The sequence below is a fragment of the Algoriphagus confluentis genome (assembly GCF_036245625.1).
Classification (GTDB): Bacteria; Bacteroidota; Bacteroidia; order Cytophagales; family Cyclobacteriaceae; genus Algoriphagus; species Algoriphagus confluentis.
This window is the reverse complement of record NZ_BTPD01000003.1, coordinates 142,834-157,482: the sequence shown is the minus strand read 5'-3', so window position 1 is coordinate 157,482 and position 14,649 is coordinate 142,834. Positions and strand designations below refer to the sequence as shown.

Genomic DNA, 14,649 nt, shown 5'->3' with positions numbered 1-14,649 from the left:
CTGAGAGAATGTGCTTTTTTTGTAAGCTTATTCAGAAGACCATGCAATTGTTTTTTCAGGAAATCATTACCGAACCCATCACCTACCTGTCGGAGGATGAGTCCAAGCATTTGATCAAAGTTCTCCGCAAAAAACAGGGAGATTCCATCATGCTCACAGACGGAAACGGGAAAATATTCGAAGCGGTAATCAATCAGGCCAACCCGAAGAAAACCAACCTTAGAATATTGAATTCCAAAACAATAGCTCCCGATCCGTTCTACATTCATTTGGGGATTGCCCCGACCAAAAGTCCGGACCGGATGGAATGGATGATAGAAAAAATCACGGAAATTGGATTTCATGAATTGACACTTTTGGAAACGATGAATACGGAAAGAAGCTATCTCAAAACTGATCGGCTACACAAAAAGGTAATTTCCGCCTGCAAGCAAAGCATAAAATTTCACACCCCCTCGCTGCACTCCATCACCAAGTTTGGCGAATTGATCTCCAGTTCCTCTTTCTCAGGGTATCAAAAATTCATTGCCTTTGTGGACCAAGAGCATCAGCACCATTTATTGGACCTGGCCAAATCAGGAGGAAAGTACCTGATATTGATTGGCCCTGAAGGTGATTTTGATCCCACAGAAATCCATGAGGCCATTAAGCTAGGATTTCAGCCCGTTTCTTTGGGCAAAAGCCGCTTAAGAACTGAGACCGCTGGGTTGGCTGCCGTACAAATGCTTCAAATACTAAACCGCTAAACACAAACGTTTTTTCCCATGCTTACTTGAAGTCTAACTTGAAGTAAACCCAGATTTTCTTACTTTAGAGTATTCAAGAACTTTTCTGATAGTTTAAGTCAAAAATTTTCAACACTGTGCCGTACAAAGAGCGAGAAATCGAGAAAAAATACTATTCCATTGGAGAGGTGGCAGACCAATTCAAAGTAGCTCCCTCCCTGATTCGCTATTGGGAAGGAGAATTTGATATCATCCGCCCCAAAAAGGATAAAAAAGGCAATCGCAGGTATACCAAGGACGATATTCAAAAAATTAGATATGTCTATCATCTGGTCAAAGAGAAGGGCTTTACACTTCAGGGAGCACAGGAAGTCATCGCCTCCGGAAGAGATCAGGGGTTTGATAAGGTCTCGGCTGTTCAGAAACTTCAGGAAATACGGGACTTTTTAATCAATCTGAAGCATGAACTCCAATCCAGAAAAGGATCATGAGAAGCTGAGGTATCACTTGGCTTTGGCATTGGCTCCAAAAGTGGGGCCTAGTGTGTTTAAAGCCATATTGGCCTACAGTGGATCAGCAAAGGACTTTTTCCAACTAGCCAAAGGAAAGGCTTCAAAAATCCCACGAGTAGGAGAAAAATTGCTGGAACTGCAAAAACAATCCGACCACTTACTCCGAAATGCCGATGAGGTCATTGCTTCCTGCACCAAAAAAGGATACGACATTTTCATTTCCACCTCAGCGAAATTCCCGCATCGGTTAAAATCCATCGAGGATAGTCCGGTAATTCTTTTTTCCCAAGGAAAAGGAAGTCTGAATTTTGAAAGAAGTGTAGGTATAGTAGGAACCCGAAGTGCTACTACCTATGGCAAATCCATCACTCGAAAGATCGTAGAGGATCTACTTCCCTATCAGCCTGTTATCATTTCCGGGTTAGCTTATGGAATTGACATAGAAGCCCACCGTGCAGCACTGCAGATTGGCCTTCCGACTATTGCAATCATGGGAAGTCCACTCAATCAAATCTATCCCGCTGCCCATAAAAACACAGCCCTTCAACTGCAGGAAACCGGCAATTTGCTCAGTGAATATGCTCCCGGAAGCAAAATGATGCCTGGGAATTTTCCTGCACGAAACCGGATCATTGCCGGACTTTCTGATGCACTGATTGTAGTCGAAGCGGCTGAAAAAGGCGGAGCACTCATTACAGCAGAGATTGCCTATAGCTATGATAAAGAAGTTTTTGCTGTGCCGGGGAACCTTCAGTCTACTTTTTCCGAAGGCTGCAATCACTTGATCAAAAAAATGAAAGCAAGCATTTATACCGGGCCTGGAGATATAGCCGAGGCGTTGTTTTGGAGTAAACCCGGTGAGGAACAAGTGAAAAAACCGACTCTTGATTTGAGTGAACGTGATGAAGAAGAAAAGAAGATCCTAACTCTGCTCCAAGAAAAGGGAGAATCCGAGATAGATCTGATTTCCTTTACTACAGAAATCCCTTTGGGAATTCTTTCCTCAAAGCTGCTTTCTCTTGAATTTGAGGGAATTGTGAAGTCTCTTCCAGGAAAAAAGTTTAAGCTATTGATCTAAGATTTTGTCTTCAGTTTTCTAACAGCTTTAGGATAATACCACATATAAAATCCGCTGATTGCTAAAAAAATCAAGCCAATGGATATCAAAGTAGAATAGGTCAGCTTCGCACCCTCATCTCCAGTAGTATAATAGTCGATGATACTTCCATCATGCACTTTTTCAATCCAATCCGAGTGGCGGGTTCCAATGGATAAAACCTCCCCTGAAAATCCATCTACCTGAACCTCAGTAAAATGAGTTTTGAAGGTGACTTTGGCCGTCCCTTTATCGGGTCGGATATCGATTCGGTCTACCTCAGAGTCTCTTCCCAGCTTTTTCATTTCCTCCTCTCCGATTTTCACCATTTCCGAAGGCAAAATCCAGGTTCCCTGCTCCACTTTGGTACTTAAAGTGGGAGGAAGTAGTTCGGCTTTCTTTTTCCAAGCCAAAAGAATAGAAGTAATCCCAATGAGCAGAAAAAACAGCAGCAAGGGTATCCCGATCCATTTGTGAACTCGGCGATACCAACGGAGTGCTTTGACTTTGGATTGGATAGTAGCATCACTCATAGATCAAGAATTGAATACAAACTTGGCCAATTTCATGGCCTCTTGAAGTTCGGATTTATTCAATCCCAAATCATATCCTTCTTGCTCTAGGGCAGGAATCATCAGTTCGGTAGCCATATTACCCACCAAATCATCTTTGGCCATGGGACATCCTCCAAAACCCATCAAAGCTCCGTCAAATCGTCTACAACCTCCTTTAATTCCAGCCCATACTTTTTCTCCTACCGACTCTGGCCTACTGTGGAGGTGGGCCCCAAATTCGATCTGAGGAAAAGCCTGAGTTTGCACCTCAAAAAGCTGGGTGATCAATTCAGGAGTCGCTACTCCGATAGTATCCGAAAGGGAAACAGTTTCTATTTGAAGCTGAGACAGTTTTTCCACGAACTCAGCAATCAATTCAGGGGAATAGGGATCCCCGTAAGGATTCCCAAATCCCATACTCAGATAAACCACCTGTTTTTTCCCTTTGACTTCGCAAAGGTTTTGAATTGCTTCGACTGTCCGTAATGCATCAGCAATACTTGCATTGGTATTTCGCTGCTGGAAGGTTTCTGAAACGGATAAGGGAAATCCCAAAAAGTCTATTTCCTGAAAATAGAGCGCATCCTCAGCACCTCTGACATTGGCCACAATAGCCAAAAGCTTGGATTGGGCTTTGTGCAAATCCAGCATTTCCAAGACTTCAGCCGTGTCGCGCATCTGAGGAATGGCTTTGGGACTGACAAAACTCCCGAAATCAATCGTATCAAAACCTACTTCAAGAAGCTGATTGATATAGGCAGCTTTGATAGCTGTGTCTATAAAATCAGGGATTCCCTGCATGGCATCCCGGGGACATTCGACGAGTTTAATCATGCCTAAAGATAGCCAGTACTAAGGAATTGAAGACAAAAATTGGAGGAATGGTCGAAGAACTAAAGATGTCAAAAATTTCGAATGTCATTTAAAAAGAAAATCCTTTGAGGCCTAAAAAAAACCTCAAAGGATTTAAAATACCTCCTTGGCAATCTTGTAAGTGGCATCCGCCTTACTCATCGTGTAGAAATGAAGACTGGGCACACCTGCATTGATCAACTCCCGGGATTGCTGAATCGCCCACTCGATGCCCACTTCTTTCACCTCTCCGTTGGTTTTGCATTTTTCCAATTCGTCCATCAGAGCATCAGGTAGATCCAGGAAAAAAGTTCTCGGCAGCATGGTAATCTGACCCAATGTAGTGATCGGTTTTATCCCAGGGATGATAGGAACCACAATTCCTGCTTCCCTTACTTTGTCCACAAAATCAAAGTATTTCTTATTGTCAAAAAACATCTGAGTGACGATATACTCGGCTCCCTTATCCACTTTTTCCTTCAATTGCTTAAGATCAAATCTGAGACTTGGAGCTTCAAAATGCTTTTCGGGATAGCCAGCCACGCCCACACAAAAATCCGTGTGAAAGTTGTTTTCGGTCTCCTCGTGCAGGTATCTCCCCTGGTTCATCCTCATAATCTGCTCCACCAACTCACTGGCATAGGTATGCCCTTCAGCTTCGGGTGCAAACTTTTCCCCTTTGGGCGCATCTCCTCTCAGCGCCAATACATTTTCCACCCCGATAAAATTCAGGTCAATCAGGGCATTTTCTGTTTCCTCCTTGGTAAAGCCTCCACAAAGTAAATGCGGAACCGCATCCACTTGAAAACGGCTCATGATTGCTGCACAAATCCCCACAGTACCGGGACGCTTTTTTGTGCTGACTTTTTCCAATAGTCCATTGGGATGCTTTTTGTATATAAATTCTTCCCGATGATATGTTACATCCACAAAGGGAGGCTTGAACTCCATCAAGGGTTCGATCCCCTCCAGAAGTTCTTTAAGGCTTTGTCCTTTGAGAGGAGGAAGAATTTCGAAGGAAAATAAAGTGCTTTTTGCGTTTTTTAGATGCTCAGTGATCTTCATAAGGTTTGATTCGCAAGTATAGTGGATGGCGTATAGGCCAAATTGGGTGAAAGAAGGCGCTCGGCTTGTTCCAGGGAAATTCCTTTTCGCATTGCATAGCTGGCGACTTGGTCTTCGGCGATTTTTCCCAAGCCAAAATACTTTGACTCGGGATGGCCAAAATAAAATCCTGAGACCGAGCTGGTAGGATACATGGCATAGCTGGAAGTCAAGGTGATACCGATTGATTTTTCCAAATCCAAAAGACGGGCAATCGTTTCCTTCTCAGAATGCTCCGGACAGGCAGGATATCCAGGCGCAGGACGAATTCCCGGATATTCTTCCCGAATCAGGGAATCGTTGTCCAAGACCTCTTCCTTGGAATACCCCCAGTATTCTTTTCTAACCAGTTCGTGAACATATTCAGCAGAAGCTTCTGCTAATCGGTCCGCCAAAGCCTTAAAAAGGATATCATTGTAATCGTCCCCTGCAGCTTGGAATTCAGTTAATTTGGCCTCCATACCCAAGCCAGCAGTAACTGCGAAGCATCCCAGATAATCTGTTTTTTCGGGATGGAGATAGTCTGCGAGCGATCGGTTGGGAACTCCTTTTCCTTTTTTGCCCTGCTGTCGCAAAAAGTGGAATTGACCCAGCTTCAAATTTTCATCGTTTGGTTCGAATACAATTGCATCATCGTCCTGACGCTTTACCGGGAAAAGACCGAAAACTGCTTTGGCATGCAACCACTTTTCAGAAATGATCCTATCCAGCATGGCTTGAGCATCCTCATAAAGTTTTTTGGCTTCTCCACCCACAATGGGGTCTTCCAAGATTTTTGGGAATTTCCCACTCAGCATCCAAGTACTGAAAAAGGGCGTCCAGTCGATATATTTTCTCAGCACATCCAAATCCAACTCCTCCAATATCATTTTTCCCATGACTTTTGGCCTTACCGGCTCGTAGGTACTCCAGTCTAGCTCCACCGGATTAGCCTTCGCCTGTTCGTAGCTAACCATTTGTTTGACGGACTGTTTGGCTTCGTGATCTTCTCTCAGCTGCCGATAGGTCTCTTTGATCTGGAATCGGTAAGCTTCTCGGGTTTCCTCGGAAATAGCCTCTCCAGCAATAGGCACAGATTTGCTGGCATCAGTCACATGAACCACAGTCCCCGAATACACTGGATCAATTTTGACAGCCGTGTGAATTCGGGAGGTAGTGGCTCCACCGATCAAAAGCGGAATCTGTAAACCCTGACGCTCCATTTCGGAGGCCACATTGACCATCTCATCCAAGGATGGTGTGATCAATCCACTCAGTCCGATGATGTCTACTTTGTTTTTGACTGCTTCATCGATTATTTTCTGAGCATCTACCATCACCCCCAAATCAATAATTTGGTAGCTGTTACATGCCAAGACGACCCCAACGATGTTTTTCCCTATATCGTGGACATCGCCCTTCACTGTAGCTAGGAGAATCTTCTTCAACGAAGATGCTTCCTGCCCTTCTTCGGGCAATGGCATAAATGGCTCCAGATATGCTACTGCTTTTTTCATCACCCGGGCGGATTTGACCACCTGAGGAAGAAACATTTTCCCCTCTCCAAACAAATCTCCCACAACATTCATCCCATCCATGAGCGGGCCTTCGATTACTTTTAGAGGATTGACCAATTCCTGCCTGGCGGCCTCGGTGTCCTCGACGATGAAGTCCAGAATTCCTTTGACCAAGGCATGCTCAATCCTTTTGGCTACAGGATCAGATCTCCATGCTTCGTTGACAACTTCCTTTTTATCTGCTGCTTTGACCGTTTCGGCAAAATCCAGCAAACGCTCTGTCGCGTCTGACCTTCGGTCAAATAGAACATCCTCTACCCTTTCGAGCAAATCCTTTGGAATGTCATCGTAGACTTCAAGCATGGTTGGATTGACGATTCCCATATCCATACCATGATGTATAGCATGGTAGAGAAAAGCGGCATGCATAGCTTCACGAACCCGATCATTTCCTCTGAAGGAAAAAGAAACATTGGACACACCCCCACTCACTTTGGCACCGGGAAGATTTTCCTTGATCCATTTTGTAGCCAAAAAGAAGTCCAGTGCATTGCGTCGATGCTCTTCCATTCCTGTGGCAACCGGGAAAATATTCGGGTCGAAAATGATATCCTGAGGATTGAATTTGACCTGATCCACCAAAACCCGATAACTACGCTGGCATATCTCAATTCGGCGATTGTATGTATCTGCCTGTCCTTTTTCGTCAAAAGCCATGACTACCACCGCAGCTCCAAACTTCTTGATGGTCTTGGCTTGTAGGATAAATTCTTCCTCCCCGTTTTTGAGGGAAATCGAATTGACAATCCCTTTTCCCTGCACACACTTCAGTCCTGCTAAGATGATACTCCACTTGGAGCTATCGATCATGATGGGAATTCGGCTGATTTCCGGCTCCGAAGCGATCAGGTTGAGGAAGCGGGTCATGGCATATTCTCCGTCCAGCATGCCCTCATCCATGCATACGTCCAAGACCTGAGCTCCGCCTCTGACTTGATCCAAAGCGATATCCAGGGCTTCATCGTATTTACCATTCAGAATGAGCCGGGCAAACTTCTTCGAGCCGGTGATATTGGTCCGCTCGCCGATATTGACAAAATTGATGTTTGGGGTGAAAACCAGAGGCTCCAGTCCCGATAATTTCATGTAGTCTTGCTTAGGCATTGCTTTCCTCCTCTTCCAATTCTAATTCTTTTTTTCTAGGCTGAAATTCGGCTGCCATTTTTGCCAAAGCACGAATATGATCCGGGGTGGTTCCACAGCATCCTCCCAAAATATTCAGCATTCCTTCTTTCAAAAAATCCCTGACTTGATCGGCCATTTCATTCGCTCCCTGATCGTATGCGCCAAATTCATTTGGCAAGCCAGCATTCGGATAGGCAGAAACATAGAAAGGTGCTTTTTGCGAAAGCACTTTCAAATAAGGTCTTAATTCCTTTGCTCCCAGCGCGCAATTTAAGCCTACCGAAAGCAAGGGAACATGGGAAACAGAAATCAAAAAGGCCTCTGTGGTCTGTCCAGAGAGCGTTCTTCCGGAAGCATCCGTGATGGTCCCTGAAATCATAATCGGAATCCCCCCTTCTCTAGGGTCTAGCGGGATGTTCCTTTCTTCATACACTTCCTGCACGGCATAAAGCGCTGCTTTTGCATTGAGCGTATCAAATATAGTCTCGATCAAAATGATATCTGCCCCACCATCCAACAGTCCTCGGACCTGCTCTGAATAAGCTTCCGCAAGTTGGTCAAAAGTAATCGCCCGATACCCGGGGTCGTTGACATCTGGAGAAATGGAAGCTGTCCTATTGGTAGGCCCCATGGCTCCGGCTACAAATCGGGGTTTGGAGGAATCCAGTGCTGTAAATTCATCAGCTACTTCCCTTGCGATTTTGGCTGATTCAAAGTTGATCGCATAGGCCAAATGCGGAAGCGCATAGTCTTCCTGAGCGATGGTAGTACCGGAAAAAGTATTGGTTTCAATGATATCAGCACCAGCTTCCAGGTATTCCCTATGGATGGCTTTGATGATATCAGGTCTGCTTAATGAAAGGAGATCATTGTTCCCTTTCAAAGGTTTGGGATGATCGGCCAGTTGAGAAGTTCTGAAATCATTTTCATCCAGGGTATAGCGCTGAATCATTGTGCCCATCGCACCATCCAATATTAGGATTCGCTTTTCAATCGCTTGGAGTAGGACTTCGGTTCGGTTTTGCATGGTAATAGTTTCTTCAAATCAAAAAGCAAATCGAGCAAAACACGGAGAAAAGTACGGAGAGGTATTCTTTTCCGCTCATCTTCTTCCGGCATATCCGGAATGGGAGTTAGCACCTTGTTATCAGGTTGCTAAGACGTCGTAGGGCCCTTCCCTCGGTCTTTCTCGATAAGCTGGACAAAAATAACAGCAAAAAGGGAATTCCAATCAACTGAAGGAAGTAAAACTTGGATAAAAACAGAATTCAACTTTATCTCAACTAAGGCCGAACCCCTATTCCAAAAAGCAGGTAGCTTCCTGACATGTATTGATTCATAGAGATCTCTCCAAGACTATATCCCGGAAAAGCCAACTCATATCCGGCGGAAGCTGAAAACACCAAGTCAAAAAGCTTTCTTTTGGTAAGAGGCAATCCATACTCCAAAAAAACTTCGGGCTTGATCATGACTCCTGAGCTTCGGAGATATCCGTCAAAATATCGATCTTCCAAAAGTTCTGGAAAATCCGGTTTGTTTACATCGCTTAGTGTATATCGAAGATTGCCGTAACCCAGACCTCCCAATGCCCCCAATGCAAAATTCTCAAATTGAATCAGTTTAAAGCCTCCATTGGCGTAGACCCGAACACTATTCAGGCTATGTTCTTGAAAATTGCTCGCTTGTCCACTCATCGCAAGATTAAATACGTCCACTCCGTAGAGCAATCCTTCGGTATCACCCAGGATTCTCAACCCCCAATTGGAGGGTTTTCCTTCCAAGGGCTGATAGCCAAAGGATTCAAGGTAGCCGTTCAGTGCGTCAGGCTTGGTATTGTGAACCCCCCGCACCAAAGAAATTCCTATAGTAGCATCTTTATAAAAGAAATTGCGTTCAGGAAGTGAAATCCCGGCCCCGACCCGGATAAAAGCACCTGACTGGGCATTGTCAAAAGCTATCCCATTCATATTCCAGGAGTTTTCGATCGGGCTGAAAGAATAACCTCCCCTCGCCATAACCTGAAGTGCTTCTTTTCTTCCCGGAATAGGAAAGTCATAACTCAGCTGAAAGCCGATTTCGGTCAGGAAGTTGCCAAATTGAGAAGTTCCCTGATGGATATCGTTTTTCCGAAGGATAAATCCCTGCTGGGAATCAAGAAGAAATAGCTCAAGATTTCGATCCTGCTCCTCTGGGAGCATCTGAAAGTTCATGAAACCAAAACCCAAGCCCAAGTAGTGGATCAATTGAAACCTGCCCTCTTCCGTCATCGAATAGCCTATATTCAGAAGAGCCCGGGTAGTCCGGTACCTAATCCGCATATCGTCCAGCTGACTTGCTTTCCCTGTATGCTGTCCCAGATCAAACCCCAGCACAAAATCATTGATTCTGGTCTGGTACCCCAATCCGATACTGGAATACCTATTTCTCAAAGAGGACAGACCTCTTTCATTCAGCATTTGATTAAACTGGGTAAGATTAGCTCCCGAAAAGCCCGAGTAAGCATAAAATGTGGGTCGCTTATTGATCAATTCTTGGGAGAAAGAACTTCCAAGACAACCAACAAACAGGGTAGTAAGAAAAATCCTAACTAAGGTAGACATGAAACAGAAAGGTCAAGATTTAAATCAGCCAGCAGGATGGCAAAATTTATGCTAAACCCTTCATTCGAGGTTTTCTTTTGTATTGAGATACTTGAAAATTTTTTCATAGAGCCCTTCAGGTGAAAAAGGTTTGGGAATATAGTCGTTGAATCCGGCTACAGCCAACTCATCTTTGATTTCATTGATGGATGCTGCCGTCAATGCCAAAATGGGAACTTTGGATTTTCTTTCGTGGGCAAGGCCCCTAATTATTCTAGCGACTTCAAACCCGTCCAATTCAGGCATCTGCAAATCCAACAAAACCAAATCAAAATCCCCGTTTTCGAAGGCTTGAAGCGCTTCTTTTCCATCTGCCGCAATGATCCAGCTTCCCGTATTCCATTTGGTCAAGAATTTCCGAATCAAAATCTGATTGACCGAATTGTCCTCAGCGACCAAAATAGAGGCATGTTGAAGCGATCGTTGATTCTGAATCAAGGTCTTCTCCAAAGCCTTGGCCCTTTCGTCGTCAAATTCAAACGGAATGGTAAATTCAAAGACACTTCCTCCACCCGACCGGGAATGGACTTTAATCTCGCCTCCAAACAGTTCAACCAGGCGCTTTACAATGGCTAAACCCAGCCCTGTACCTCCATATTTTCGGCTGGTACTCGATGAGGCTTGAGTAAATGCCTCAAAGATCGTTTTGACTTTGTCTTTGGGTATTCCAATTCCCGTGTCCTCAAATGAGAATTTGATCTCTGTGATGTTGTCTTGGACAAACTCTCTTGAAATTTGGATTCTGACAAACCCTTTTTCAGTAAACTTGATTGCATTAGAAACTAGATTGTTCATCACCTGACCCAAGCGGAGCGCATCTCCGTAAATCACCTGAGGAATAGATTCATCCACTTCACAGGAAATTTTCAGCCCCTTTTCATTAGCTAAAAAGCTATGAGAATGGACGATCCGGTGTACCATGTTTCGGATTTCAAAAGGAGCCTTTTCCAATTCGACTTTACCGGAATCAATCTTATTGTAATCCAGAATATCGTTGATCAGTGCCATCAGGTTCTCTGCGGAGAATTGGAGTGTTTTCAGATTCTCCAATTGATCCGGACGGGGGTCTTCCTCCATTAGAAAATGGGCCAAACCGATTACTGCATTCATCGGAGTCCGGATTTCATGACTCATGACCGAAAGGAATTGGGATTTTGCCTGAGAGGCAAGTTCTGCTTTTTCTTTGGCGATGAAGAGTTCTTTCTGCGCTTCTTTCAGTTTGGAAATGTCCCGAGCCACCCCGGTATAGTATCGATGAATTCCCTGCTTGTCTTCAATGAGTTTGCCGTTGGAATTAAACACCCGGTACTCACCGTTTTTGTGCCGGAGTCTGAATTCCAAAAACTGATTTTTCGCCAGAAAATCCTTAGTCTCACTAATCATTTTCTGAAACACATCCAAGTCATCCAAATGAATGAATTCGAAAATGCTTCTTCCTATCACTTCCTCCGAATCGTAGCCCAAAAACTGGTTTACGTTTGGAGAAACATAATGAAGGAGATATGCTTCAGAAAGGGAAAATATGATTTCCGTAGATTCCTCCACCAGTCTTCTGTATTTTTCCTCTGATTGTTTGAGATTGATTTTGGCTTGGTATTCCGAATGAATATCCCGGACGATGGAAAGGGCAAACTCCACTTTTCCGTTCTCCACAATAGGTCTGATAATCCGCTGATAATACCTGTCCTTCAAGAAGAATTCAGACTCAACGATTTCCTGATTTTCGTAGACTCTGTTCAATATTTCATTGACCTGCTCGTATTGAGTCAGTTGGAAATCTTTGAGATATTTTCCTTCAAAATCTTCCTTTTTTAGTCCCCATTTTTCAAAATTTGTTCCTTCGGCAAGGATGTATCTTCTGTCCTTGTCCAAAAGAAAAATATTGGTATCGGGAATGTTGGAAGCCAATATTCGATACTGTCTATCCCTTCTTTCCTGGATCATTTCAAAATTCTTCCTGTCTGAAATATCCTGGAATAGCCCCTCATGAAGGTAGACTTCCCCCAATTCATCATATACCTCGGAGGTGCGGTCTTCAACCCACACCAGGGTACCGTCTGGTTTGACGATTCGGTATTCACCGGAAAAAGCAAGTCCCCCCATCTCATCTTGGGATACTTTGGCCTTCTTCAGTAATTGATCCAAATCCTGGGGGTAAATCAGGTCCAGAAAGGAAACTCCATTTTCCACCAACTCTTCCGCATCATACCCAAATCGACTGATATTCTGGGAGATATACTTGATTTTATAATTTTTTGACGGATTCACCCGGAACAATACCGCCGGACTATTCTCCACGATCAAGCGTGCTCTTTGTGCGATCTGCTCAGATTTAAACTTTTCTTCTAGGTTTCTGAGAATAAGAGAATACCCGATTTTTTCTTCGCTCTCCGCATGAATGGCTCTTGCCGAAACTTCAAAGGGAGAGGAGGAAGTATGCACCGTGGCCAAATGGCGTTCTGTTTTCCAGACCTCTCCAACGTTCAAATTCTGGATAAAGTGGATCAGTTTCTCCCCGGATTTCCATCCAAAATCAATCAAATCCTCAATTTTTCCTTTAAATCCTCTGGCCGTATCCGGGCAGCAGAGTTGGACAGCGGCTTCATTGAGGTAAATGACCTCCATGTCTTCATTGACTACCAAAATCGGGTCGACTACCTGTGCCAGAATTTGGGATTGGAGCCTGAGATTAGTGTCTGAAATTCTCTTTTGGGTGATATCACTACAAAACCCATATACCTCCAACCCTTGAGAGAGGTACTCTTTTTTCCCGACTATTTCATAATGAAAATATCTCGGTGGACTTCCTTCTTTGGTAATGGTAAATTCTCCGGAGCATTGAGTGAGTTCGGTGGAGGCTTTTTTAAGGTCCTGAATAAACCCCTCCCGAAAGGGTTTGTCAATTTTATAAAGGAGAAATGCAGCATCCACGTATTGGGACTTGTCCCCAATCTCCAAAAGCTGAGAAAACCCAGCCGAAAAATAAAACTTGTCTTTAAATGCACTGTACCGCCAAGAACCCGATTTGGACAATACTTCTGTGGATGCAAGGAGATTTTCATTTCGCTCCAGCTTCCTCAAAATCAAATTGCCCAGGTAAGCCCCGGCAATAATATCACCCAACTGACGGAGTACCTGGATTTCCTTTTCAATAATAGGAAAAGAGAATTGCTCAATTTCAAACTGGACAAGACCCAATAACTTTTCTTCTGATAGCAGAGGAATAAATATGATTTCAAATTGATTATCACCCTCTCGTGTTGGTGATTTTGAGGGAAAAGAAGAAAGCTTCACCTTTCCTTTTTCCAAATCATTTTTCACCGAATTGAGCAGGGAAAAATATCGGGGACCTTCAGCTATGGGTGTCGTTTCTTCACCGGCTGTCCATGAACTGATGATTTCCAGCTCTTTGGTTTCTTTATTGATTATGACTACTTCAGCCTCCTGTGCGTTGAAAAACTGCCCAAACTTCTCCAAGGCTATATCAAGTTGTTCTTCAAGATCTGCCAAATTAGAGCTGATCATTTGGGAGGACACTTGATTGATCAGGTTTTCGATATCAAATCTTCGGGTCAAAGACCGCTCCGTTTCGATAAACTCGGTGATGTCTCTTGAGCTAAACATGATCCCCTGAATATCCGGGTGGTCCAATAAGTTTTTTGCAAAACTTTCCAGATATACCCGTTTTCCGCTGGGCAATTTTACCCAAAAGTCGATGGGTACTTCTTTATCCTTGGATTTCAAAACGTCCTCAAAGTTGCCCTTGACCATTTCAATAGACCCTTTGGCTATCCAGTCCAAGTAGCTTTTGCCAAGAATACTTTCCGGAGGAAAGCCCAATTTCTCAGAAACCGAATCACTGATGAATTTGTATCGCCCTTCTTCATCCAAAATAGCTATCAAATCATAGCTGTTATTCAGGATACTTTGCATAAATTCTTCCCTTTGGGAAGATTTGCGATTGATTTCATGCAGCCTTTCGGAATCCTTCCGGAGAGGAATGCCTTTGGCAATTAGAAAGTGGGAGGTGTAGGAAGAAGGCAAGGGATAAAATGACCATTCCACAGGCTGACTCTCTCCCGCTTTATTCTTGATCATGGAGATTTGCTTGACTAAGGAGCTTTTCCCGGTGGCAAAAAAGGTCGATAAGGCCTCAATCGTTGCTGGAGAATCAAAATATTCCCTCCAGTTTTCATCTAACGGCTGAAAATGATTTAGATAATAAGCGTTGAAATATAAAATTTCCTCAGCATCCAAAAGAAGGATGGGCTCGTCCAGTTCATTGAGAAAATGAGAAATATCAAATTGCTGGAATGAAATCATAGTTTATATCGGCACCTTTCCTGAATTATTTTCATTTTTTCAACTCCTAGTCTAAAGAGAAAAGATTGAAAACTAACACGTTTTTGTCAATAATTTCCAAAGATAAAGAATGATTTATTTCATGAATTTCCGGACCATAAGCCCTATTTTTAGAGAATTGAAC

General features: G+C 43.7%; 10 protein-coding genes and 1 riboswitch. Of the genes, 3 read left to right on the top strand and 7 right to left on the bottom strand.

Translation table 11 applies throughout. From position 1 onward, the window contains the following. Positions 1-41: 41 nt before the first annotated feature. From AAA943_RS05405 to dprA, 3 genes are all read left to right on the top strand, one after another. Positions 42-746, top strand: coding sequence for an RsmE family RNA methyltransferase (locus AAA943_RS05405; RefSeq protein WP_338223208.1), 705 nt, complete (start codon positions 42-44; stop codon positions 744-746). Between the two features lie 116 nt (positions 747-862). After that, a complete protein-coding gene (locus AAA943_RS05400; protein WP_338223207.1) occupies positions 863-1,216 on the top strand; it encodes a MerR family transcriptional regulator in 354 nt (117 codons plus the stop codon). Beyond that, positions 1,188-2,315, top strand: coding sequence for a DNA-processing protein DprA (gene dprA, locus AAA943_RS05395; RefSeq protein WP_338223206.1), 1,128 nt, complete (start codon positions 1,188-1,190; stop codon positions 2,313-2,315). The genes AAA943_RS05400 and dprA overlap by 29 nt, the downstream gene beginning before the upstream one ends. Here the strand turns inward: dprA and AAA943_RS05390 are convergent. The 7 genes from AAA943_RS05390 to AAA943_RS05360 form a co-directional block, all read right to left on the bottom strand. Then, positions 2,312-2,866 carry a PepSY domain-containing protein gene (locus AAA943_RS05390; RefSeq protein WP_338223205.1) on the bottom strand — a complete coding sequence of 185 codons (555 nt, stop codon included), beginning with the start codon at positions 2,864-2,866 and terminating at the stop codon, positions 2,312-2,314. The genes dprA and AAA943_RS05390 overlap by 4 nt on opposite strands. A 3-nt stretch (positions 2,867-2,869) precedes the next feature. Then, positions 2,870-3,721 carry a hydroxymethylglutaryl-CoA lyase gene (locus tag AAA943_RS05385; RefSeq protein ID WP_338223204.1) on the bottom strand — a complete coding sequence of 284 codons (852 nt, stop codon included), beginning with the start codon at positions 3,719-3,721 and terminating at the stop codon, positions 2,870-2,872. Positions 3,722-3,853: 132 nt separating this feature from the next. After that, entirely contained in the window at positions 3,854-4,804 is a 951-nt protein-coding gene (gene metF / locus AAA943_RS05380) for a methylenetetrahydrofolate reductase [NAD(P)H] (protein WP_338223203.1), read from the bottom strand. After that, positions 4,801-7,503 (bottom strand): methionine synthase, encoded by a 2,703-nt coding sequence (metH, locus tag AAA943_RS05375; RefSeq protein WP_338223202.1) that lies wholly within the window; start codon positions 7,501-7,503, stop codon positions 4,801-4,803. The genes metF and metH overlap by 4 nt, the downstream gene beginning before the upstream one ends. Next, on the bottom strand, positions 7,496-8,551 hold the full coding sequence (locus AAA943_RS05370; protein ID WP_338223201.1) for a homocysteine S-methyltransferase family protein: 1,056 nt from the start codon (positions 8,549-8,551) through the stop codon (positions 7,496-7,498). The genes metH and AAA943_RS05370 overlap by 8 nt, the downstream gene beginning before the upstream one ends. 72 nt (positions 8,552-8,623) lie before the next feature. Continuing rightward, positions 8,624-8,723: riboswitch (SAM riboswitch) on the bottom strand. An 84-nt stretch (positions 8,724-8,807) separates the two neighbouring features. After that, entirely contained in the window at positions 8,808-10,124 is a 1,317-nt protein-coding gene (locus AAA943_RS05365; RefSeq protein WP_338223200.1) for a hypothetical protein, read from the bottom strand. A 60-nt stretch (positions 10,125-10,184) separates the two neighbouring features. Beyond that, positions 10,185-14,486 carry a PAS domain S-box protein gene (locus AAA943_RS05360; protein WP_338223199.1) on the bottom strand — a complete coding sequence of 1,434 codons (4,302 nt, stop codon included), beginning with the start codon at positions 14,484-14,486 and terminating at the stop codon, positions 10,185-10,187. Between the last annotated feature and the right edge of the window lie 163 nt (positions 14,487-14,649).

What these genes read in the sequence shown, in the direction of transcription:
- AAA943_RS05405 (WP_338223208.1), top strand. Translation starts at nt 42, where the DNA reads ATGCAATTGTTTTTTCAGGAAATCATTACCGAACCCATCACCTACCTG.
- dprA (WP_338223206.1), top strand. Translation starts at nt 1,188, where the DNA reads ATGAACTCCAATCCAGAAAAGGATCATGAGAAGCTGAGGTATCACTTG.
- AAA943_RS05390 (WP_338223205.1), bottom strand. Translation starts at nt 2,866, where the DNA reads ATGAGTGATGCTACTATCCAATCCAAAGTCAAAGCACTCCGTTGGTAT.
- AAA943_RS05385 (WP_338223204.1), bottom strand. Translation starts at nt 3,721, where the DNA reads ATGATTAAACTCGTCGAATGTCCCCGGGATGCCATGCAGGGAATCCCT.
- metF (WP_338223203.1), bottom strand. Translation starts at nt 4,804, where the DNA reads ATGAAGATCACTGAGCATCTAAAAAACGCAAAAAGCACTTTATTTTCC.
- metH (WP_338223202.1), bottom strand. Translation starts at nt 7,503, where the DNA reads ATGCCTAAGCAAGACTACATGAAATTATCGGGACTGGAGCCTCTGGTT.
- AAA943_RS05370 (WP_338223201.1), bottom strand. Translation starts at nt 8,551, where the DNA reads ATGCAAAACCGAACCGAAGTCCTACTCCAAGCGATTGAAAAGCGAATC.
- AAA943_RS05365 (WP_338223200.1), bottom strand. Translation starts at nt 10,124, where the DNA reads ATGTCTACCTTAGTTAGGATTTTTCTTACTACCCTGTTTGTTGGTTGT.
- AAA943_RS05360 (WP_338223199.1), bottom strand. Translation starts at nt 14,486, where the DNA reads ATGATTTCATTCCAGCAATTTGATATTTCTCATTTTCTCAATGAACTG.